General features: G+C 75.0%; 22 protein-coding genes. 10 read left to right on the forward strand and 12 right to left on the reverse strand.

The window, feature by feature from the left end:
* Positions 1-52 precede the first annotated feature (52 nt).
* The gene (locus AB0J53_RS34345; RefSeq protein WP_364180056.1) at positions 53-802 is read left to right on the forward strand and encodes a TetR/AcrR family transcriptional regulator; all 750 of its coding nucleotides are present in this window, start codon (positions 53-55) and stop codon (positions 800-802) included.
* Here the strand turns inward: AB0J53_RS34345 and AB0J53_RS34350 are convergent.
* Entirely contained in the window at positions 765-1,079 is a 315-nt protein-coding gene (locus AB0J53_RS34350) for a hypothetical protein (RefSeq protein ID WP_364180058.1), read from the reverse strand. The two genes, AB0J53_RS34345 and AB0J53_RS34350, sit on opposite strands and share 38 nt — an antisense overlap.
* A complete protein-coding gene (locus AB0J53_RS34355) occupies positions 1,019-1,531 on the reverse strand; it encodes an alpha/beta fold hydrolase (protein WP_364180060.1) in 513 nt (170 codons plus the stop codon). Before AB0J53_RS34355 ends, AB0J53_RS34350 begins: the two co-directional genes overlap by 61 nt.
* An 80-nt stretch (positions 1,532-1,611) precedes the next feature.
* Here AB0J53_RS34355 and AB0J53_RS34360 point away from each other — a divergent pair, with 80 nt between their 5' ends.
* The gene (locus AB0J53_RS34360; RefSeq protein ID WP_364180062.1) at positions 1,612-2,358 is read left to right on the forward strand and encodes a class I SAM-dependent methyltransferase; all 747 of its coding nucleotides are present in this window, start codon (positions 1,612-1,614) and stop codon (positions 2,356-2,358) included.
* A gap of 12 nt (positions 2,359-2,370) precedes the next feature.
* Here AB0J53_RS34360 and AB0J53_RS34365 read toward each other — a convergent pair whose 3' ends face one another.
* From AB0J53_RS34365 to AB0J53_RS34375, 3 genes are read right to left on the reverse strand one after another with little or no spacing between them, the layout of a single operon-like run.
* Complete coding sequence (locus AB0J53_RS34365) at positions 2,371-2,706, reverse strand: cupin domain-containing protein (RefSeq protein WP_364180063.1); 336 nt, start codon at positions 2,704-2,706, stop codon at positions 2,371-2,373.
* Positions 2,707-2,719: 13 nt separating this feature from the next.
* Positions 2,720-5,440, reverse strand: coding sequence for an AAA family ATPase (locus AB0J53_RS34370; protein ID WP_364180065.1), 2,721 nt, complete (start codon positions 5,438-5,440; stop codon positions 2,720-2,722).
* Positions 5,441-5,473: 33 nt separating this feature from the next.
* Positions 5,474-6,523, reverse strand: coding sequence for an FAD-dependent monooxygenase (locus AB0J53_RS34375; RefSeq protein ID WP_364180067.1), 1,050 nt, complete (start codon positions 6,521-6,523; stop codon positions 5,474-5,476).
* A gap of 58 nt (positions 6,524-6,581) precedes the next feature.
* On the opposite strand from AB0J53_RS34375, the gene AB0J53_RS34380 reads away from it, so the two are divergent.
* A complete protein-coding gene (locus AB0J53_RS34380) occupies positions 6,582-7,157 on the forward strand; it encodes a TetR/AcrR family transcriptional regulator (protein WP_364180069.1) in 576 nt (191 codons plus the stop codon).
* Here AB0J53_RS34380 and AB0J53_RS34385 read toward each other — a convergent pair.
* The 4 genes from AB0J53_RS34385 to sigJ all read right to left on the reverse strand — a co-directional run bounded on the left by AB0J53_RS34385 (position 7,154) and on the right by sigJ (position 10,842).
* Complete coding sequence (locus tag AB0J53_RS34385; RefSeq protein ID WP_364180071.1) at positions 7,154-7,756, reverse strand: DJ-1/PfpI family protein; 603 nt, start codon at positions 7,754-7,756, stop codon at positions 7,154-7,156. The genes AB0J53_RS34380 and AB0J53_RS34385 overlap by 4 nt on opposite strands.
* Positions 7,753-8,715: a GlxA family transcriptional regulator gene (locus AB0J53_RS34390; protein WP_364180073.1), complete on the reverse strand. Its 963-nt coding sequence runs from the start codon at positions 8,713-8,715 to the stop codon at positions 7,753-7,755. Before AB0J53_RS34390 ends, AB0J53_RS34385 begins: the two co-directional genes overlap by 4 nt.
* A gap of 72 nt (positions 8,716-8,787) precedes the next feature.
* Complete coding sequence (locus tag AB0J53_RS34395; RefSeq protein WP_364180075.1) at positions 8,788-9,888, reverse strand: FAD-dependent oxidoreductase; 1,101 nt, start codon at positions 9,886-9,888, stop codon at positions 8,788-8,790.
* A 75-nt stretch (positions 9,889-9,963) separates the two neighbouring features.
* A complete protein-coding gene (gene sigJ / locus AB0J53_RS34400) occupies positions 9,964-10,842 on the reverse strand; it encodes an RNA polymerase sigma factor SigJ (RefSeq protein ID WP_364180214.1) in 879 nt (292 codons plus the stop codon).
* A gap of 65 nt (positions 10,843-10,907) precedes the next feature.
* On the opposite strand from sigJ, the gene AB0J53_RS34405 reads away from it, so the two are divergent.
* Together AB0J53_RS34405 and AB0J53_RS34410 are read left to right on the forward strand one after the other, a co-directional pair.
* Positions 10,908-11,372 (forward strand): MarR family transcriptional regulator, encoded by a 465-nt coding sequence (locus AB0J53_RS34405; protein WP_364180077.1) that lies wholly within the window; start codon positions 10,908-10,910, stop codon positions 11,370-11,372.
* Positions 11,373-11,471: 99 nt separating this feature from the next.
* The gene (locus AB0J53_RS34410; RefSeq protein WP_364180079.1) at positions 11,472-12,377 is read left to right on the forward strand and encodes an LLM class flavin-dependent oxidoreductase; all 906 of its coding nucleotides are present in this window, start codon (positions 11,472-11,474) and stop codon (positions 12,375-12,377) included.
* 4 nt (positions 12,378-12,381) lie between these two features.
* Here the strand turns inward: AB0J53_RS34410 and AB0J53_RS34415 are convergent, their stop codons facing one another.
* Positions 12,382-13,098, reverse strand: coding sequence for a TetR/AcrR family transcriptional regulator (locus AB0J53_RS34415; protein WP_364180081.1), 717 nt, complete (start codon positions 13,096-13,098; stop codon positions 12,382-12,384).
* Positions 13,099-13,198: 100 nt separating this feature from the next.
* On the opposite strand from AB0J53_RS34415, the gene AB0J53_RS34420 reads away from it, so the two are divergent.
* Positions 13,199-14,230: a hypothetical protein gene (locus AB0J53_RS34420; protein WP_364180083.1), complete on the forward strand. Its 1,032-nt coding sequence runs from the start codon at positions 13,199-13,201 to the stop codon at positions 14,228-14,230.
* Positions 14,227-15,783, forward strand: coding sequence for an FAD-dependent monooxygenase (locus AB0J53_RS34425; protein WP_364180085.1), 1,557 nt, complete (start codon positions 14,227-14,229; stop codon positions 15,781-15,783). Before AB0J53_RS34420 ends, AB0J53_RS34425 begins: the two co-directional genes overlap by 4 nt.
* Here the strand turns inward: AB0J53_RS34425 and AB0J53_RS34430 are convergent.
* A complete protein-coding gene (locus AB0J53_RS34430) occupies positions 15,761-16,369 on the reverse strand; it encodes a DUF2867 domain-containing protein (RefSeq protein WP_364180087.1) in 609 nt (202 codons plus the stop codon). The two genes, AB0J53_RS34425 and AB0J53_RS34430, sit on opposite strands and share 23 nt — an antisense overlap.
* A 13-nt stretch (positions 16,370-16,382) precedes the next feature.
* On the reverse strand, positions 16,383-16,670 hold the full coding sequence (locus AB0J53_RS34435; protein ID WP_219507604.1) for an antibiotic biosynthesis monooxygenase family protein: 288 nt from the start codon (positions 16,668-16,670) through the stop codon (positions 16,383-16,385).
* A gap of 98 nt (positions 16,671-16,768) precedes the next feature.
* Between AB0J53_RS34435 and AB0J53_RS34440 the strand changes: the two genes are divergently transcribed.
* The 3 genes from AB0J53_RS34440 (at position 16,769) to AB0J53_RS34450 (ending at position 19,140) form a co-directional block, all read left to right on the forward strand.
* A complete protein-coding gene (locus AB0J53_RS34440) occupies positions 16,769-17,317 on the forward strand; it encodes a TetR/AcrR family transcriptional regulator (protein ID WP_219507606.1) in 549 nt (182 codons plus the stop codon).
* Between the two features lie 106 nt (positions 17,318-17,423).
* Positions 17,424-17,975, forward strand: a complete 552-nt coding sequence (locus AB0J53_RS34445; protein WP_364180089.1) for an RNA polymerase sigma factor — start codon at positions 17,424-17,426, stop codon at positions 17,973-17,975.
* Positions 17,968-19,140 (forward strand): CU044_5270 family protein, encoded by a 1,173-nt coding sequence (locus AB0J53_RS34450; RefSeq protein WP_364180091.1) that lies wholly within the window; start codon positions 17,968-17,970, stop codon positions 19,138-19,140. Before AB0J53_RS34445 ends, AB0J53_RS34450 begins: the two co-directional genes overlap by 8 nt.
* The last annotated feature ends 22 nt before the right edge of the window (positions 19,141-19,162 follow it).

The following is a 19,162-nucleotide window of genomic DNA, read 5'->3' on the forward strand; positions in this document are numbered from 1 at the left end:
GTCGGCCAGGCTAAGCCACTGGGTACTATGTACGCAACAAGGAGGTGTGACGGTGGCGGACACCGAGTACGTGAACATCTGGATGCGGCCCGAGCGCCCCGCCCGGGGGCCGAAGCCGGCCTACAGCCGCGCCCAGATCACCGAGGCGGCCGTCCGCATCGCCGACGCCGAAGGGCTGGAGGCCGCCACCATGCGGCGGATCGCCGCCGAGATCGGCGCCGGGGCGATGTCCCTCTACCGCTACGTCCCGAGCCGCGACAACCTGATCGAGCTCATGGCCGACCGGCTGATGGGCGAGATCGACGTCACCGGCCTGCCCTCCGGCGACTGGCGGGCCGACCTGACCCGCTACGCCGACGAGCTGCGGGCCATGTGGCTGCGCCACCCGTGGATCGCCGCCGTGCAGCGGTCGCTGCCCAGCTTCGGGCCCAACCAGCTGCTCCTGATCGAACGGCTGATGGGGGTGCTCGACCCCTTCGTCCCCATCGACGAGAACCTCAGCCTCGTGGGCCTGCTGAACAGCTACGTCGAGGGCGCCGTCCGGGAGGAGATCAGCTCGGCCAGGGAGTTCCGCCTCAGCGGGCTCACCGAGTCGGAGTGGATGGCGCGCAGCTACCCGTACATCGACCAGCTCGTGAAGAGCGGGCAGTACCCGATCTTCACGAAGATCGTGACGGAGGCGCGCCAGCCGCACCTGAGCCGCGACGATCAGTTCCGCTACGGGCTCAGGCGGGTCCTCGACTGCATCGCCACGGCCGTCCCGCCTACGCCGGCCGGCGATCCCCGGCCAGGAACCCGGTGATCGTCGCCGCCTGGCCGAAGATCGCGTGACCGACGCCGGGAAGCAGCTTCACGCTCGCCCGAGGGACGCACCAGCGGATCCGCCGGACGGTCCCCCGGGAGTCGAACATCGCGTCACGGTCCCCGGCGATCACGAGGACCGGCATGGCGAGGCCGCGCAGCGCCTCGTCGGGGAACACCGGCAGCCGCTCCCTGCGCGGGTTGAAGTGCGTGAACGTCAGGACGACCGAGTCGAGCGCCTCCCGGTCCCGCTCCGCGTCCAGCCCGGCGACCGCCATCGCCGACTCGCGCACCCCGCCACGCCGCGACAGGCCGTCCAGCCGCCGAGTGACGTGCCCGCGAACGCGGCGCCGGTGAGCCCGAGGCCGTCCAGCACGTCGTCCAGCCAGGCGGCCACGGCCCCGGAGCCCAGCGCGGGGCGTGACGGCGCGCTCAGCCCCGGCTCGCCGACGAGGTCGACGGCGTACACGCGGAAGTGCCGGGACCAGGTGGCGACGTCCCCGCGCCACATCGACGCGTTCGCGCCCGAGCCGTGCAACAGCACCAGCGGCGGCGCGTCCCGGGGGCCGGACACCAGCACGAACGTCTCACCCTCGCGCGTCGGCACCCGTACGTGCTCGGCGGGCACCGGCCACGCCGCCAGCTCCCGCAGATAGCGCTCCCGGAGCTCGCGCCCACCCGCCTCGGACTTGTAGATCGCGGTCATGCCGCCCAGCGAAGCCCTTGTCACCGTGTCAAGGTCAACCGGGGGCTCCGCGGTTCGCCCCCGCTGTGGTGCAATGGCGGGACCATCGGGGAGAGGCAGGGCTGATGTCCGGCACGCAGTTGTACGACACCATCGGAGCCGCCTACACCGCGACGCGGCGCACCGACCCCCGCGTCGCCGAGCGCATCCTGGCAGCGCTCGGCGACGCCAGGACCGTGCTCAACGTCGGGGCGGGCACCGGCTCGTACGAGCCCCGCGACCGCCGGGTCGTCGCGGTGGAGCCGTCGGCGCTCATGCGGTCGCAGCGCGCCCCCGACGCGGCGCCGTGCCTGGCCGGGGCGGCGGAGAGCCTGCCGTTCGGCGACCGGTCCTTCGACGCCGCGATGACCGTCTCCTCCGTCCACCACTGGCCGGACCCGATCGCCGGGCTGCGCGAGATGCGGCGGGTGGCCCGGCGCGTGGTCGTGTTCACGCACGACACCAGCGAGGCCGGCTGGCTGCGGCGGTTCTGGCTCACGCGCGACTACCTGCCGGAAGTCGCCGGCCTGCTCACCGGCCGCCCGGCGATCACCGAGCTGGCCGCCGCGATCGGCGCCCGCACGGAGCCGGTGCCGATCCCGTGGGACTGCGCCGACGGCTTCTTCGAGGCCTACTGGCGGCGGCCGGAGGCGTACCTGGACGAGCGGGTCCGTCGCGGGATGTCGGTCTGGTCCAGGGTCGGGCCGGAGGCCGAGCGGCGCACGGTGCGCGCCCTGCGCGACGACCTCGCCTCCGGCCGCTGGGCCGAACGCAACCGGGAGCTCCTCGGCCTCGACGCGGCCGAACTCGGCCTGCGTCTCCTGATCGCCTGAACGCGCGGGCCGCTAGGAGCCGGGGCGCTCGTCGTAGTTGAAGCCGAAGGCGCGCACGCCGGTCTCGGTGCGGGGCCGGTGGCTGGTGCGCGGCCCGAAGGCGACGTACGTGCCGGGGCCGTGGGTGCGCTCGCCCTCGATGAGCTCGCCGCTGACGACGAAGTACGCCTCGCCGTACGTCTCGTGGACGTCCACGTCAGGCCATTCGGCCCCGGGGGCGAGGTCGATCACCCACGTCCGGATGCCCGGCATGCCGGGAAGCGTCCGCACGACCACGCCGGGGGCCAGCTCGTACGGCGGGACCGTCTCGACGTCCACGGGGAGCACCTGCCCGGGTTGTACCTCCATGAGGTCCACGATCTCACAGGTCCAGATCTTTCAGCTCGCCGCGGGAGGCGATGCCGAGCTTCGGGTAGGCCTTGTACAGGTGGTAGCCGACCGTCCGGTGGCTGAGGAAGAGCTGGGCGGCGATGTCGCGGTTCGACAGGCCCCGCGCGGCCAGCCGGGCGATCTGCAGCTCCTGCGGGGTGAGCGCGGAGGCCGCGCCTTCGGCCTGCTCGGCGGCCTGGGCGCCGGTGGCGGTCAGCTCGGCGCGGGCGCGGGCGGCCCACGGCCGCATGCCGAGCCGGTCGAAGACCTCCAGGGCGTCGCTCAGCGATCCGCGCGCCTCGGCCTTCCTCTTGGCCCGGCGCAGCCACTCGCCGTGGAGCAGCGCGGTCCTGGCGTACTCCAGCGCGCGGCCGTCCTGGTCGTGGCGTTCGAGTGCCGCCGTGTAGAGCGCCTCGGCCCGGTCGTCGTCGGCGAGCAGGGCGCGGCAGCGCAGGACGAGCGCGTCGGCCCACGGCTGCCGGACCGTCTCGGCCCACCGTTCGAAGCGGGCCAGCGGCTCGGCGGCGCGTTCGGGCGCGCCCACCCGTACGGCGGACTCCACGAGGTCGGGGGTGGAGCGGGTGGCGCAGATGTGGTGGCGCATCGGCTCGCGGGTCAGGCGCTCGAAGCGGGCCAGCGCCGCCTCGGCGCGGCCCAGACCCAGGTCGAGCAGGCCGAGCGACCAGTGCGCCCAGGGCGCGCCGGGGGAGACGGCCCCGGCGGTGGCTCCGGCCAGCCCCGCCTCGGCGTGGCTCCGGCAGGCCGCCTCGTCGCCCTCGGCGGCGGCGAGGTAGGCGAGCACGCTGCTGAACTGGCTGACCCACTGCTGCTGACCGGTGTCGCGGGCGAGCCGGAGGGCCTCGGCGGCCGTGGCGAGCGCGTCGCGGTGCCGTCCGGTGAACACCTCGCCCTCGGCCACGAAGAACAGCACCGTGGGCAGCCGCCCGGCGCCGCCCCGGTCCCGCTGCTCGGCGGCGAGGGCGGTGGCCAGCTCGTAGGCGTCGGAGTCCTGGCCCAGCACGAGCGCCGCGCCGCAGAGGATCATCAGCACCTGGCCGGGGACCTCGCCCCGGCGCCGGATCGCGGCGAGCGTGCCGGCCAGCGGCGGCGGCCCGCCGTCCCGGCCCGACGGGTCCAGATGGACCAGGTACGGGCCCACGGGCGCGAGCGGGTCCGCGTCGTCCAGCGGCAGCGCGGCCAGCCGGTCCAGCGTGCCGGCGAGCTGCTGTTCGCCCAGGTACCAGGCGGTGTGCACGGCCTGGACGAGCAGCGTGGCGGCCTGGCCGGGGTCGGTGTCGCGGACGAGGCCGGCGCCGTCGAGCAGCAGCCGGTGGGCGGCCGGGTAGGCGCCCTGCCAGAAGTCGGCGAGCGCGCGCACCTGCGCCATCCGCGCCCGTACCGCCGGTGGCCTGTCCGGCCCGGTCGCGCGGTCGCCGAAGGCGCGGGCGCGGTCCATGTCGCCGGCCTCCAGCGCCGCCTCCGCGGCCAGCGCCTCGCGGCGGGCCTTGGCGGAGGGGTCGGCGCTCAGCCGGGCGGCCCGCTCGTACGCGGCGGCGGCCGCCTCGTGGCCGCTGCGCTCGCGGGCGCGGGCGGCGGTGCGTTCGAGCGCGGCGGCGGCCTCCTCGTCGGCGCCGGTGGCGGCCGCCGCCAGGTGCCAGGCGCGGCGGTCGGCGTGCTCGGGCGAGCCGAGCGCGGCGGCGAGCGCGCGGTGCGCGGCGAGGCGTTCACCGAGCGGCGCGCGCTGGTGGACGGCGGCGCGGATCAGCGGATGGCGGAAGCGGATCACGGTGCCGTCGGCGTCGCCGCGCACCACCAGGCCGGCCCGTTCGGCGGGGGACAGGTCCTCGACCGTGGCGCCCAGCTCGGCGGCGGCGCGCAGGATCACGGCCAGCTCGCCGGTCTCGTCGGCCGCCGCCACCAGGAGCAGGCTCTGGCAGGCCGCGGGCATCCGGCTGACCTGGCCGTGGAAGGCCAGTTGCAGGCGGCCGGTGAGGGGCAGCGCGCCCGGCGCGAACGCGCTGCCGCCCTCGGCGGCCAGCGCGATCGGCAGCTCCAGCAGCGCCAGCGGGTTGCCGCCCGCCTCGGCGAGCAGCCGGAAGCGGACAGCGGGCGCGAGCGGATGCCGGTCGAGCAGGGCCGCCGCGGCCTCCGGGGCCAGCCCGGACAGGCGCAGCTCGGGCAGGCCTGGGGCGGGGAAGGAGCCTTCGCCGTCCCGCGCCGCGAAGATCATGACGATGCCCTCGGCGTGCAGGCGCCGGGCGGCGAACAGGAGCGCGTCCCGTGACGCCCGGTCGAGCCACTGCGCGTCGTCGACGAGGCACAGCAGCCCCGTCTCACCCGCGTGCTCGGCCAGCAGGGAGAGCGCGGCCAGCCCCACCAGCATCGGCTCGGAGCCCGTCGCGGGCCCGAGCCCGAACGCCCCCTCCAGGGCCGCGCGCTGCGGGCCGGGCAGCGCGCCGAGTGATCCGAGCGCCGGGCGCAGCAGCAGTTGCAGGCCCGAGAACGGCAGCTCCGCCTCGAACTCGACCCCCGTACCGCGCACCACCCGCAGGTCGCCCGCGGTGGCGGCGGCGTGGTCGAGCAGCGCCGTCTTGCCGATGCCGGCCTCGCCGCGCAGCACCAGCGCCGAGCTGGCGCCGCCCCGGGCCGCCGCCAGCAGCTCGGCGATCGTGTCCTCTTCGGGCTTTCTCCCGTGCAGTTCCCCCGCGCCCATGCGCCCCATCCTGGCATTCTTCGCGAACCGGGTTCACCGCCTCCCCAGGCGCATGAGGGCGTTGCGCGGCCCGGCCAGGCGGCCCGCTCCGGCCAGGCGCGTCATCCAGCGCGAGGCGGTGACCATCCGCTCGGCCGCCGGACGCCGCCTGGCGTCGTACAGCCGCAGCGCCCCGGGCACGTCGCCGGGGTGGTCGCGCAGGCAGGCGGCGAGCCCGGCCGCGTCGAGCAGCGCCTGGCAGGCGCCCTGCCCGAGCGCGGGGGTCATGGCGTGGGCGGCGTCGCCCAGCAGGGCCACGTTGCCGGTCACGTACGAGGCCAGCGGCGGGGCGAGGTCGTGGACCTCGTGCCGCAGCACGGCGTCCTCCTCGGCGGCGGCGAGCACGCGCGGGATCGGGTCGTGCCAGCCGGCGAAGCGGGCGCGCAGGTCGCCGAGGGTCTCGCGCACCCCCTTCGGGGTCCGTACGGGCGCGTACCAGTTGGTGACGCCGGGGGACTGCGGCGTCATGCCGAACATCTGCCCGCGCCCCCAGGTCTCGCCGTAGTCCTGCGGCTCGAAGCCGTGGACGACGCCGCGCCAGGCGACGATGCCGGCGTAGCGGGGCCGGGTGGGGGCGGCGAAGAACGCCTGGCGCACCGCGCTGCGCACGCCGTCGGCGCCGATCACCAGGTCGTGGGAGTCGCGCAGCGCGGCGGGGTCGGTGATCTCCACGCCGGTGCTGATCGTCGCCGGGTCCACCTCCTCGACCAGCATCTCGATCAGCGACACGCGCGACAGCATGCGGACGGGCGCTCCGCCGCGCCGTTCGATGCGCTCCAGCGGCAGGTCGGCCAGGTGCCGGCCGTCGGGGGTGCGGATGCGGGCGTGCCGGTAGGGGACGGTGCGCTCGCGCAGCCGTTCGCCCAGGCCGAGGCTCGCCAGGGCGGCCTGGGCGTCGGGCCGGATGCCGAGAGCCGTGCCCTCGGCGACGATGCGCGGCCAGCGTTCGAAGATCGAGACGTCCCAGCCGATGCGGCGCAGGGCGATGGCGGCCGTCAGCCCGCCGACCCCGGCTCCCACGACGGCGGCTTTCCTCATTCTCATCACCCCAAATGTGGTACCACGTTTGTGGTGGTTGTGTCGAGCGGGAGAATGGGCCGTCATGGTGGAGAACAGGGACCGGCGCGACCGGCTGCGCGACGCGGCCATCGAGGTGCTGGCCGGGGAGGGCGGGCGCGGGCTGACCCACCGCGCGCTGGACCGGGTCGCCGGGCTGCCGGAGGGCACGGCCAAGAACTACTTCCCGACCCGCGACAGCCTGCTGCGGGCCGCCGCCGAGCGGTGCGTGGAGCGCTACTGGAGCGACCTCCAGCAGGCCGAGGTCCACGACGTGGACGGACTGCTCGCGCTGCTGCGCCGCATGATCGACCGGGCGCTCACGGACAACCGCTCCCGCATCCTGGCCTACCTCGAACTGCACGCCGAGGCCGCGCGCAACGCCCAGGTGCGCGAGACCCTGGCCCGCCTCACCCGCGCCGACCTCGACCTGCACCTGGGCGCCCAGCGGGCCGCCGGGCTCCCGGCCACCCGGCACGGCGCGGCCACGGTGACGCTGGCGATCAACAGCGCGCTGACCTACCTGCTCACCCAGCCGCCCGACGTCCTGGCCGCCTACGGCCTCGACGACCTGGACGCCTTCCTGGCCCGCCTCGTCTCGACGGCCTACCCGCCCGCCTAGAGCGGCTCGTCGGCCAGATACGGCGGGGCGGGGTCGTACTGGATCTCGCGGCGGACGGCGCGCGCGTGGTCGCGGCCGTGCAGCCGGCCGACGAGCCACAGCGCGCTGTCGATCCCGGCGGAGACGCCCTGGGTGGAGATCACGTTGCCGTCCACGACATAGCGGGCGTCGCGGACGACGGTGACGTCCCCGCGCGCCTCCAGGGCGTCCTCGTAGGCCCAGTGGGTGGCCACCCGGCGCCCGCGCGCCGGTCCGGCGGCGTGGAGCAGGAAGGCCCCGGTGCACACGCTGGCCACCCAGGTGGCCTGCTCGGCGGTCTTGGCGATCCAGCCGGTGACGGCCGGGTTGTGCGGCTGGACCTCGCGGGCGCCGCGCCCGCCCGGCACGAGCAGGACGTCCAGCGGCGGGTTGTCGTCCAGGGTGCAGTCGGGCAGCACCCGCAGGCCCTTGCTGGCCCGGACCGGGCCGGGCCGTTCGGCGACGAGCACCGCGAGGTCGGCGTCGGCGCGCAGGATGGCGGAGGTGGTGAACACCTCCCAGGGCCCGGCGAAGTCGAGCTCCTCGACGTCGTCGAAGATCAGCAGTCCGTACGTGGTCACGGATGTCCTCCCGTGGTGGATCGGAAACGGTCTCGGTAGTCGGAGGGCGCGACGCCCAGGCGGCGGTGGAAGCTGCGCCGCAGGGTCTCGGCGGTGCCGAAGCCGTAGCGGCGGGCGATGACGTCGACGGGGTCGCCGCCGTCCTCCAGGGCCCGCTGCGCCGCCTCCACCCGGACCCGCTCGACGTAGGCGCCGGGCGGCAGGCCGAGCTCGGCGGTGAAGCGGCGTTGCAGGTGGCGGGGGCTGAGCCCGGCGTGCGCGGCCAGGTCCGTGATGTCGTGGCGGGCGCCGGGGTCGGCGTGGATGGCCGCCACGGCCCGGCGTACCGGGTCGGAGGAGGGCTGCGCGGACCACAGCCCCACGCTGAACTGGGACTGGTTGCCCGGCCTGCGCAGGAACAGCACGAGGTGGCGGGCCACCTCCAGCGCGGCCCGCTGCCCGTGGTCCTCCTCCACCAGCGCCAGCGCCAGGTCCATCCCGGCGGTCACCCCGGCCGACGTCCAGACGGGCCCGTCACGGACGAAGATCGGATCGGGGTCGACGGTGACCTCCGGGTGTTCGCGGGCCAGCCGCTCGGCCCTGGCCCAGTGGGTGGTGGCGCGGCGACCGGCCAGCAGCCCGGCCTCGGCCAGCAGGAACGCCCCGCTGCACACCGAGGCGACCCGCCGGGCGCCGCCGGCCGCGGCGGCGATCCAGCCGGTCAGCGCCGGGTCGTTCCTGGCCTCGTAGACGCCCCCGCCGCCCGCGACGACCAGCGTGTCGAAGCCGGTGGGCGGGAGGTCGGCGACGCCGTGGGAGGCGTGCACCGGCAGGCCGTGCTCGGCGCGGACCGGCCCGGGGACGGGGGCGACGATCGCGCAGTCGTAGCCTCCGGCGAGCTGGAACACCTCGTGCGGCCCGACCAGGTCGAGCGACTGGAAACCCTCGTAGATCACGAAGGCGATGCGGTGTGCTTGCACTCTTCCACGGTCCAGCCCGCACCCCGATGGCGTCAACGACACGCACCCCACAGATCGCGCCATCGGCCCTCGTCAGGGCGACAGGTGGGGGTGCCGCATCCGCCAGACGGTGCCGCGGGTGATGACCTCCTTGAAGAGCGCGGAGGGCCGCCCGGTCAGGACGGGCCCGCTCGGGCTGTCGTCGGCGCGGGTGAACTGGGTGACGCCGTCGTGGCGGCCCAGGCTGATGTTCTGCCACACGTACCGGATCCGCGCCGGTCGCGGGGCGCGGCCGGTGAGCAGCGCGGCCGCCGCGTCGCCTGCCTGGAGGCCGAGTGGCAGGCCGGTCTGGCACGACATGCGCGAGCCGCGCACGGCGGCGGCGTCGCCGGCGCCGAGCACCTCCGGATGCGAGAGCGAGCGCAGGGTCGCGTCGACCAGCATGCGGCCGTGCTCGTCCGTGGCCAGCCCGCAGGCCGCCGCGAGCTCCGGGACGCGGAACCCGGCCGCCCACACCACCGTGTCGGCGGGCACCTCGCCGCCGTCGCGCAGGAGCAGCCCGCCGGGGCCGACCTCGGCGACGGGGGCGTGCTCGCGCACGGTGACGTCCAGCCGGTCGAAGGCCCGGCGCAGGTGGCGGCGGGCCCGCGGGGACAGCCCGGCCCCGATCGGGCCGCCGGACACCAGCCGGACCTCCAGTCCCGGGCGGGCCGCCTTGAACTCGGCCGCGGCCTCGATCCCGGTCAGCCCGCCGCCCACCACGGCGACCGACCGCGCCGCCGTGAGGCGGGACCGCAGCCGGGCCGCCTCGCGCTCGGTGGCGACCGTGTACGCGTGCTCGGCCAGCCCTTGCACCGCGCCGAGGTCGGCGCCGCTGCCGAGCGCGTAGACCAGCACGTCGTAGCCCAGCTCGTACGGGGCCGCGTCGAGCCGGACGACCCGGGCGGCGAGGTCGATCCCCGTCACCGTGGCCACCGCGAGCTCCACCCCGGCGCCGTCGAGCAGGCCGCGCAGGGGCAGGTCGGGCAGCCGCTGCCCGGCGGCGAGCTGGTGCAGCCGCACCCGCTCCACGAACCGGTCGGCCGCGTTCACCAGCGTCACCCGGGCCCCGGCGCCGCGCAGCCGCCGGGCCGCCCGCTTGGCCGCGCCCAGCCCGGCGTAGCCCCCGCCCAGTACGACGATGTGTCCTGTCATGGTTCCTCCCGTTCGAAGTCCCCACCTGAACCGGCGAGCCGGGCGATTCGTGACAGCGTCGCGCTGTGAGCGTGCTCACACGAGCTGGGCGGCGGCGAATGCCAGCTTGTCCGGGTTCACCATCGTCCGCACCGCGGTGACGCGCTCGCCGGCGACCTCCACGGCCATGACCGCGCGCAGCTCGCCGTCGTGCCGCAGCAGCGCCGCGTACTCGCCGTTGACCTCGGCGATCACGGCCGTCACCGCCGCCGCCTCGGGACGGAGGCTGAGCCCGCCCAGGTAGCGCAGCACCCTGAGGCGCCCGCGCACCGGCCGCCGCGCCGCGGTCGAGCCGCCGCCGTCCGCCCAGGCGACGACGTCGGCGGCCAGCAGCCGTTCCAGGCCCGCCACGTCGCCGTCCAGGGTCGCGGCCAGGAACCTCTCGACGATGCGGCGGTGCTGGTCGCGGTCGGCGGCGAAGCGCTTGCGCGCCGCGCCGACGTGCTCGCGCGCGCGGCGGTGGAGCTGGCGGGAGTGCGCCTCGCCGAGTCCGAGCATGGCGGCGATCTCGGCGTGGCTGTGCCCGAACGCCTCGCGCAGCACGAACACGGCCCGCTCGGCCGGGCTCAGCCGTTCCAGCAGGACGAGCAGGCCCAGCGACACCGACTCGCGCTGCTCGACGGTCTCCAGCGGCCCGAGCGCGCCGTCGCCGGTGAGCACGGGCTCGGGCAGCCACGGCCCCGCGTAGCTCTCCCGCCGCCGCCGCGCGGAGGCGAGCTCGTTCAGGCACAGGTTCGTGATCACCCTGGTCAGCCAGGCGGCCGGCACGTCGGCCCGGCCGGCCTGACGCCAGCGCAGGAACGTCTCCTGGACCAGGTCCTCGGCCTCGGCCGCCGAGCCGAGCAACCGGTAGGCCAGGCCGAACAGCCTGGGCCGCTGCTCCTCGAACACGGCCTCCAGCGTCTCTTCACCCATCGCTTCCACGCGCCCGATGCTAGGCCGCCGGGTAGTTCGCGGCGCGAATTTGTTACGCTTGGCCGATGAACGAGAATGTCGCCGGCGAGATAGGGACGGTGGCCGCGCTGGTGCGGTCCACGTTCCTGGTCAATGTCGTGTACGTGGAGTCGGCCCGCGAATACGGCATCACCCAGCAGCAGGGTCAGTTGCTGTGCGTGCTGATGGCGCAGCCTTATGGCATGACCGAGCTGGGCGGGGTGCTCGGCCTGGCCAAGTCGAGCCTCACCGGCCTGGTCGACCGGACCGAGCGCAACGGCCTGGTGGAGCGCAGGCCCGACCCCGACGACTCCCGGGCGGTGCGGGTGGCTCTCACCCGGCGCGGCGCCAGGCTGGCCGACGAGTTCTACGCCGAGACCTGCCGCCGCGTCGAGGAGCTGACGGCCGGGTTCACCGCCGCCGAGCGTGACACGCTGGCCGCTCTGCTGGGCCGCGTGGTGACCGACAACCAGGTGCCGACCGTCTTCCTGGAGCCCGATCAGGTGCGCTGAGACGAAAGCCGGAATTTGCGGTTCGTGCCACGAACTAATATGGTTCGTGGCACGAACCGCAATCCTTTTTGGGCGCGGCCTGAGGGAAAGGCAGAACCCATGTCCGCACATGACGTCGTCTTCGGCTTCGGCGCGCATTCCGGCATCGACGACGTGCCGGAGCTGTTGCGCATGGCCCAGCAGGCCGACCGCGACGGGCTCGACATCTTCACCCTTTCCGACCACCCGTACCTCGGCGGGCGCCTCGACGCCTACGCCGCGCTCGGCTTCCTGCTGGGCCGCACCGAGCGCATCGCGGGATTCGCCAACGTGACCAACCTGCCGACCCGGCCCGCTCCGATGCTGGCGCGGACGGTGACGTCGCTGTCGGCGCTGTCGGGCGGCCGCGTCGTGCTCGGCATGGGCGCGGGCGGGCTGTGGGACCGCATCACGGACATGGGCGTGCCCCGGCTGTCGCCTGGCGCGGCCGTGGACGCCTTCGAGGAGGCGATCGTCCTGGTCAAGCTGCTGTCCGGCGGCGGCCCTCCGGTCACCTACGAGGGAACCCACTACCGGGTGCGCCGTATCGAGCCCGCGCCCGTCGCCGCGCCGCCGGTGTGGACGGGCTCGGTCGGGCCGAAGTCGCTGGCCGCCACCGGGCGGGTGGCCGACGGGTGGATCCCCGGCCACGCGGCCGACTGGCTCAGCGAGCGCTACCGGACCTCGCGTCCCGTCATCGACGAGGCGGCGGCAGCGGCAGGCCGGGACCCGGGCGAGATCCGTACCGTGTTCAACCTGCCGGGCCGCATCACCGACCGGCCGCTGCCCGCCACCCGCGACCGCGACGGCCGGTGGATCGGCGGCTCGGTGGCGCAGTGGGTCGAGGAGCTGACCGGGGCGGTGCTGGAGCACGGCGCGTCCGGCTTCACGCTCTTCGACACCGGCCACGGCGCCGCCGACCTCACCCTGCTGGCCCGCTGGGGCCAGGAGGTCGCCCCCGCCGTCCGCGAGGCCGTCGCGAAGTAACCGCTCAGGCCCGGCCGGCGGGCCCGCCGTCACGGGCCCCACCGCCTCGGACGCGGTCGGCGGCGTCACGGGTCCCACCGCCTCGGGCGCGGTCGGCGGCGTCCAGGGCGGGAGCGAGGGGGGCGAGGGCGGCGCGGAGGAGGTCCGGGAGCGACCCGGACGGCACGACCAGCCCGCCGGCCGTGACGGACGAGACGGTCGCGCTCAGCCACTGCTCCAGCGCCACGCGGACCGCGGCGGCGACGCTCGCGGCGAGCACCCGCGCGGTGTGCTGATGCTCGCCGCCGTCGCCGACGCGTGCGGCGATGGCGTCGGTGAGAGGGTGCTCGATCGCGGTGGTGGCCTCGACGAACGCCTCGCGCAGCGCGGGGCGGGTGGTGATCAGCAGCAGCGCGTCCCGGCCGGCGGCGTCCGGGGCGGTGTACTGGTCCACGACCGCCTCGATGACGGCGTCGGCGAGCCCGATGCCGGCGGGCCGGGCGGCCACCGCCGCCGCCACCCGCGCCTCCCGTTCGCCGATGACGGCGGCGACGATCGCCTGTTCGCGGCTGGAGAAGTAGTTGTTGTACGTCCTGGGGGAGACGCCGGCGGCCTCGGCGATGTCGTCCACGCGAACGTTGTCCGGCCCGCGTTCGAGCGCCAGGCGCAGGGCGGCCGTGCGCAGGGCGTCCCGGGTGGCCTGCTTCTTCTGCTCGCGCAGTCCCGTCCGTCTCGTCGTCACGGGCCCAGCATCCCACCTTTCAATGCGCGTGCGCAAACTTGCGTGCACGCACTTTTCTGGCCTAGCGTGAGCGTCCCATCCCACCGGAAGGACCCATGCCATGAGAGCCAAGGGCATCACGTACGACACAGGGTTCGTACGCAACGGAGGGTTGTCCCGTGAGCGCTTCGACCCGGACGTGGTCAGGCGCGAGCTGGGCATCATCCGGGACGACCTGCACTGCACCGCGGTCCGCGTCATCGGCGGCGACCCGAAGCGGCTGGAGCTGGCCGCCACGTACGCCGCCGAACTCGGGCTGGAGGTCTGGTTCTCGCCCTACCCGCTGGAGCTGACCCCCGAGGAGACGCTGTCGCTGTTCGCCGACTGCGCCGGGCGGGCGGAGCGGATCCGGCGGCAGGGCGCCGAGGTCGTGTTCGTCACCGGCGCCGAGCTGAGCCTGATGAACAAGGGGTTCCTGCCGGGCGGCACCCAGGAGGACCGGCTCGCCCTGCTGACCGACCGGGACCGGCTGCCCGAGCGGATCGGCGAGCTCAGCGCGCGGCTCAACGACTTCCTCGCCGAGGCCGTGGCCCTCGTCCGTGAGCGGTTCGGCGGCCGGATCACGTACGCCGCCGTCCCGCTCGAACGCGTCGACTGGACGCCCTTCGACCTCGTGGGCGTCGACCTCTACCGGTCGGCCGAGGTCGCCGGCCGGTTCGCCGAGGCCGTCCGCGCCCTGGTCGCGCAGGGGAAGCCGGTCGCGATCACCGAGTTCGGCACCGCCGCCTACCGGGGCGCGGGCGACAGCGGCGGCCGCGTCCTGGAGGTGGTCGAGTTCGACCGGGAGACCGGCGCGCCGATCCGGCTGAACCGCGCATGCGTCCGCGACGAGCCCGGCCAGGCCGCCTACCTGCGGGAACTGCTGGAGATCTTCGACGCCGCCGGTGTCGACAGCGCCTTCGTCTTCCTCTTCGCGCTCGGCAACTTCCCGCACCGGCCCGGCGGGGACCCGCGTGACGACCTCGACCTCGCCAGCCCCGGCATCGTCAAGGTCCTCGACGGCCGCCACGGGGACGCCTACCCCGGCCTGCCCTGGGAGCCCAAGGCCGCCTTCACCGCCCTCGCCGGCCACTACCACGGGAGCACACGTTGATCACCGATGTCGTCATCGCCGGCGGCGGCCCGAACGGGCTGATGCTGGCCTGCGAGCTGAGCCTGGGCGGCGTCCGGCCGCTCGTGCTGGAGCGGCTGCCGCAGCCGAGCGACGAGCCGAAGGCGAACGGGCTGCTCGGCCAGGTCGTCCGCATGCTCGACCACCGAGGACTGTGCGAACCCCTCAGCGGCAGCGCGGAACCGCCGCGGCCGAACTCCGCCTACTTCATGTTCGGCGCTCTGGGCCTGGACCTGAGCCTGCTGGAGCACAGCCCCGTCCACACCCTGCCGGTGCCGCAGCGGCGCATCGAGCAGGTCCTGGAGGAGCGCGCCATCGAGCTCGGCGTGGAGATCCGGCGCGGCCACGAGCTCACCGGACTGGCGCAGGACGGGGACGCGGTCACCGCCGGCGTCGCGGGCCCGGACGGCACGTACCAGGTGCGGGCCCGCTACCTGGTCGGGGCGGACGGAGCGCACAGCGCCACGCGCAAGCTCGCCGGCATCGGGTTCCCCGGCGTCACCTACGACCGCATGACCGTGCGCTCGGCGCACGCGACGGTCCCGGCGGGCTGGGTCGATCCCGCGACCGGCGCGCTGCGCGTGCCCGGCTACGGCGCCGTCGCGCCGTTCATGCCCCACCGCACCGAGCGCGGCGGGTTCTCCTACGCGCCGATGCCCGGCCACCCGCCGCTGGTCAGCACGACCGAATGGGACCAGCCGGCGACCGCCGCCGCGATGAGCCTGGAGGAGCTGCGGGCGAGCGTCCGCCGGGTCCTCGGCGTCGAGGTGCCGCTCGGCCCGCCCGGCGGCCCGGGGCCGCACGCGCTGCGCCGGCTGACCGGCGGCAACACCAGGGTGGCCGAGCGGTTCGCCGACGGCCGGGTGTTCCTGATCGGTGACGCCGCGCACGTGTACGCCGCCACCGGGGGCGGTCCCGGGCTCAACCTCGGCCTGCAGGACGCGGTCAACCTCGGCTGGAAGCTCGCCGCCGAGATCCGGGGGAGCGCCCCGCCCGGACTGCTGGACACCTACGAGCCGGAGCGGCGCGCGGCCGCCCGCCGCATGGTGCTGAACGCGCAGGCGCAGGCGGCCCTGATCGCCCCCGGCGGCGACGTCACCGGCCTGCGCGAGGTGTTCGCCGAACTGCTCCGCGACCCCGGCGCCGTGCGCCGCCTGGCCGAGCTCACCGCGGGCGCCGACGTCCGCTACGACCTGGGCGGCGGCGAGACGCATCCGCTGACCGGCCGCTTCGCCCCGGGCCTGGACCTGCGCACCCCCGCCGGACCGGTCCGCCTGGCCGAGCTGACCAGGACCGCGCGCCCCCTGCTGCTCGACCTGACCGACGACGCCTCACTGGCGCGGGCTCTCGGCCACGACCAGGTCGACATCGTCACGGCCCGCGCCGAGGCTCCCGCGCCGACGGCCCTGCTCCTGCGGCCGGACTGCTACGTGGCCTGGGCGTCCGCGTCTCCCCGGCCCTGCCCCGCGGAGCTCGAGGCGCTCCGGGCGGCCCTGCGGCGGTGGTTCGGCGTCAGCGAACCCGCCCGTACGTGAGCTCGGCACGGTCACGCCAGGCCTGCTCCCATCGGCGGGTCATGGCCGGGTAGACGACGAGGTGGCGGAACGGCTTGATGAGGGCCATGTACGCCCTGCCGAACAGGCCGTTGGGCTTGACCAGGGCCGCCATGCGCAGCTCGTACTCGCCGTCGGCGGTGGGCACCCAGCCCAGGTGGCAGACGGTGTGGACGGTCTTGTTGGCCAGTTCCTGGGCGGATTCCTCGGCGACCGCGTAAAGCGGTGTGAACGGGATGTTGGGGTCGTTCACGCCGGGGGAGCGGCGCAGGTCGGCGGGCAGGCGGTCGAGCAGGGAGCCGACCCGCCCGCCGAGTCCGGCGCCGGGCTCGTCCCAGCCGAACAGCGCGCCGAGCTTCCACCGGACCGCGAACAGGAACCGGACCGGCCAGGACTGGTACTGCGGCGCGGTGCGGGCACGCAGCGCGGCCAGCATCGCGGGGAAGTCGTCCGGGCCGGCGCCGGGCGTGCGGAAGGCCCACACGTCCTCGATGCGGAAGTCCGGGGCGATCTCGTGGATGCGCCACGGCCGCGAGGTGTGCTCGGTGACGGGGAGCCTCATGGACATGTCGGCCGCCCCGTCACCGCGACACCAGGAAGGTGACCTCGCGGGGCCGGACCTCGAGGTCACTGATGCCGTCGGGCGTGGCGCCGATCTCGCGGCCGATCCGGGCCGCCGCCTGGAACGCCTCCTCGGACTCGAACTCGCCGGTGGTGACGACGGCGTCTCCGTCCGGGGTGACCCAGACCCCGACGGACACGAAGCCCGGCTGGCTCCGCGACATCTCGGCGACCTGGTGGCACTCCTTGACGAACGCCTCGAGGTGCTCGGGGGCGGGGTAGTGGAACGCGACGAAGCCGAATGACATGACGGGTTTCCTCTCTCCGTTATACGGTGCCGTATAACGTAAGGTTAGACCTGTTGTACGGCACCGTACAACCAGGCGAGAGGTGAGGTGGGCCACAGATGGGCTCGTTGCGTACACCACGGGAGAAGTGGATCGAGGAGGGGCTGCGGGTGCTGGCCGCGTCCGGGGTGGACGCCGTCCGGGTCGAGACGCTGGCCAAGGCGCTGGGGGTGACCAAGGGCGGCTTCTACGGCTACTTCACCGACCGCAACGCCCTGCTGGAGGCCATGCTCGACACCTGGGAGCGGGAGAGCATCGACGAGGTTCTCGACCGGGTCGAACGCGCGGGAGGCGACGCCCGGACCAAGGTCCGGCTGGCCGGGCAGCTCACGCTCTCCGAGCGGCTGCTGCCGATCGACCTGGCGGTGCGGCACTGGGCCCGGCGTGACGAGGCCGTCGCCGCACGCCTGCGGCGCGTGGACAACCGGCGCATGGACCTCCTGCGCGAACAGATCGGCACCTTCTGCGCCGACCCCGACGAGGTCGAGGCGCGCAGCCTGCTCGCCTTCTGCCTGACCATCGGCCAGCACTTCCTGGCCGCCGAGCACGACGGCCGCACCCCCGCCCAGGTGCGCTCCCGCGCCGCCGACCTCATCCTCAACGCCTGACGGAGCCGGCCAGGTCACCCGCCCGCGGCGCCGGGCCGTGAAAGCGGCAGGGCGCTTCGGGCAAGAAGGGGCGACCATCGTTCACCGACCCCGCGGAGACGCCCGCATGGCTGTTCCACCCGACCTGGCCGACCCACCCGATCTACAGGTGGACTTCGAGCAGGTCTTCACCGCGCACTTCACCGAGATCCACCGCTACATCGCCAGACGGCTGTCCGACGACGTGGCTGACGACCTGGCCGCCGAGGTGTTCCTGGCGGCCTGCCGGGGCGGCTACGACGCCGCGCGCGGCGGGGTGCGCCCCTGGCTGTACGGCATCGCCACCCACCTCATCGCCCGGCATCGCCGCGCCGAGATCCGCAAGTGGAAGGCGCTCAGCCGGACGGCCGAGCGCGCCGAGCACGATCCGGAGGACGCGGTGCTGACCCGCGTGACCGCGGACCGGCTGACCGGCAAGCTGGCGGGGGCGCTGGCCGGGCTCAACCGGGGCGACCGCGACGTCCTGCTGCTGAGCGCGCTGTGCGACCTCAGCCACGCCGAGGTCGCCGCCGCCCTGGGCATCCCGGCCGGGACGGTCGCCTCCCGGCTCCACCGCGCCCGCAAGCAGCTTCGCAAGGCGCTCGGCGACGTCAACCCGCTGGAGGAGACCCATGGATGAGCTGAGCCTCCTGGCGCGGGCGCTGCCCGACGCCCCGCCGCCCTCGCCCGAGGTGGTCGAGAGGGCCCGCCTCCGGCTCGCCGCCGCCCGGCGCGAGCAGGGACCGCCGGCAGGAGCGCGCCGGCGTGGCCCCGCCTGGGGATGGACCCTGGGAGCGGCCGCGACGACGATCGCCGTCGTCCTGGCCATCGTCACGCTGGTGGCGAACATGACGCCCGCTCCCGCACCGGTGCTCGTGCCCGAAGGCGGCAACAGCGCCCTGCTCCAGCTTGCGGACCGGGTCGCGAAGCTGCCGGACGAGCGCGGCGCCTACTGGCGGCGGCCGCTGCTCAACGACGCGCTGATCCGGGTCCGGGCAGGCGGTCAGGCGTTCAACGTGCTGTTCTCGTCACGGATCGACCTCTGGCAGCCGCGCGACCCCCGCGACCCCGTACAGGCGGAGCAGTGGCAGCAGTTCGTCCGCCCCGCCACCGAGGCGGACGAGCGGGCGTGGCGGGCGGCGGGCTCCCCGGGCACGGTCCAGCGCGTGTGCACGCCCGGCACCCGGGCGGGAGACTGCGCGAAGCTGCGGCTGCGGTCCAAGCCCACGCAGTGCGTCTACACGCGCGCGGTCGAGCCGGACGGCGTGCTCGGCGACTCCCGGATCGGTGAGCTCACGCTGGCCGACCTCGCGGAGCTGCCCGGAGACGCCGGACAGCTCCGGGAGAAACTGCGTGCCTACTGGAAGATCCTGCGGGACAAGGAGCCCGGCTACAGCTTCGAGAAGTTCCTCGCCACCTCCACCGCACTGCTGGAGCTCCCGGTGAAGCCGTCGGTCAGGGCGGCCGCCCTGCGTCTGCTCGCCGGACTGCCGACGACCCGGGTGCGCGGCACGATCACCGACCCGCTGGGACGTCCGGGAATCGCGGTCACCTTCAGGGACAGCGAGGGCTTCACCGCCGAGTTCGGCGCCGACGACGAGGTGGCGCAGCGGTACACCACCATCCTCGACCCCCGGACCGGCGCGGTTCTGGCGGAGCACGTCGCGATCGCGGACGAGAGCGCGGACGGGCTCACCAAGGGGACGTTCATGAACTATCAGGCATGGGCCCCCGAGGCGGGCTGGACCGGCGAGCGCCCCGAGCGGCCCCGCGACTGCCGGCTCAGCGCCCGCCCGCTCCCGTGACGGGCCGCCCGGGCGGCGAGAA

Source organism: Nonomuraea sp. NPDC049725, from assembly GCF_040674795.1.
GTDB classification, from domain to species: Bacteria; Actinomycetota; Actinomycetes; order Streptosporangiales; family Streptosporangiaceae; genus Nonomuraea; species Nonomuraea ceibae.

Bases quoted from the DNA above. Each gene is read 5' to 3' on its own strand.
- AB0J53_RS34350 (WP_364180058.1), bottom strand. From the start codon at position 1,079: ATGGCGGTCGCCGGGCTGGACGCGGAGCGGGACCGGGAGGCGCTCGAC.
- AB0J53_RS34360 (WP_364180062.1), top strand. From the start codon at position 1,612: ATGTCCGGCACGCAGTTGTACGACACCATCGGAGCCGCCTACACCGCG.
- AB0J53_RS34365 (WP_364180063.1), bottom strand. From the start codon at position 2,706: ATGGAGGTACAACCCGGGCAGGTGCTCCCCGTGGACGTCGAGACGGTC.
- AB0J53_RS34370 (WP_364180065.1), bottom strand. From the start codon at position 5,440: ATGGGCGCGGGGGAACTGCACGGGAGAAAGCCCGAAGAGGACACGATC.
- AB0J53_RS34375 (WP_364180067.1), bottom strand. From the start codon at position 6,523: ATGAGAATGAGGAAAGCCGCCGTCGTGGGAGCCGGGGTCGGCGGGCTG.
- AB0J53_RS34380 (WP_364180069.1), top strand. From the start codon at position 6,582: ATGGTGGAGAACAGGGACCGGCGCGACCGGCTGCGCGACGCGGCCATC.
- AB0J53_RS34395 (WP_364180075.1), bottom strand. From the start codon at position 9,888: ATGACAGGACACATCGTCGTACTGGGCGGGGGCTACGCCGGGCTGGGC.
- sigJ (WP_364180214.1), bottom strand. From the start codon at position 10,842: ATGGGTGAAGAGACGCTGGAGGCCGTGTTCGAGGAGCAGCGGCCCAGG.
- AB0J53_RS34405 (WP_364180077.1), top strand. From the start codon at position 10,908: ATGAACGAGAATGTCGCCGGCGAGATAGGGACGGTGGCCGCGCTGGTG.
- AB0J53_RS34410 (WP_364180079.1), top strand. From the start codon at position 11,472: ATGTCCGCACATGACGTCGTCTTCGGCTTCGGCGCGCATTCCGGCATC.
- AB0J53_RS34420 (WP_364180083.1), top strand. From the start codon at position 13,199: ATGAGAGCCAAGGGCATCACGTACGACACAGGGTTCGTACGCAACGGA.
- AB0J53_RS34430 (WP_364180087.1), bottom strand. From the start codon at position 16,369: ATGTCCATGAGGCTCCCCGTCACCGAGCACACCTCGCGGCCGTGGCGC.
- AB0J53_RS34435 (WP_219507604.1), bottom strand. From the start codon at position 16,670: ATGTCATTCGGCTTCGTCGCGTTCCACTACCCCGCCCCCGAGCACCTC.
- AB0J53_RS34440 (WP_219507606.1), top strand. From the start codon at position 16,769: ATGGGCTCGTTGCGTACACCACGGGAGAAGTGGATCGAGGAGGGGCTG.
- AB0J53_RS34445 (WP_364180089.1), top strand. From the start codon at position 17,424: ATGGCTGTTCCACCCGACCTGGCCGACCCACCCGATCTACAGGTGGAC.
- AB0J53_RS34450 (WP_364180091.1), top strand. From the start codon at position 17,968: ATGGATGAGCTGAGCCTCCTGGCGCGGGCGCTGCCCGACGCCCCGCCG.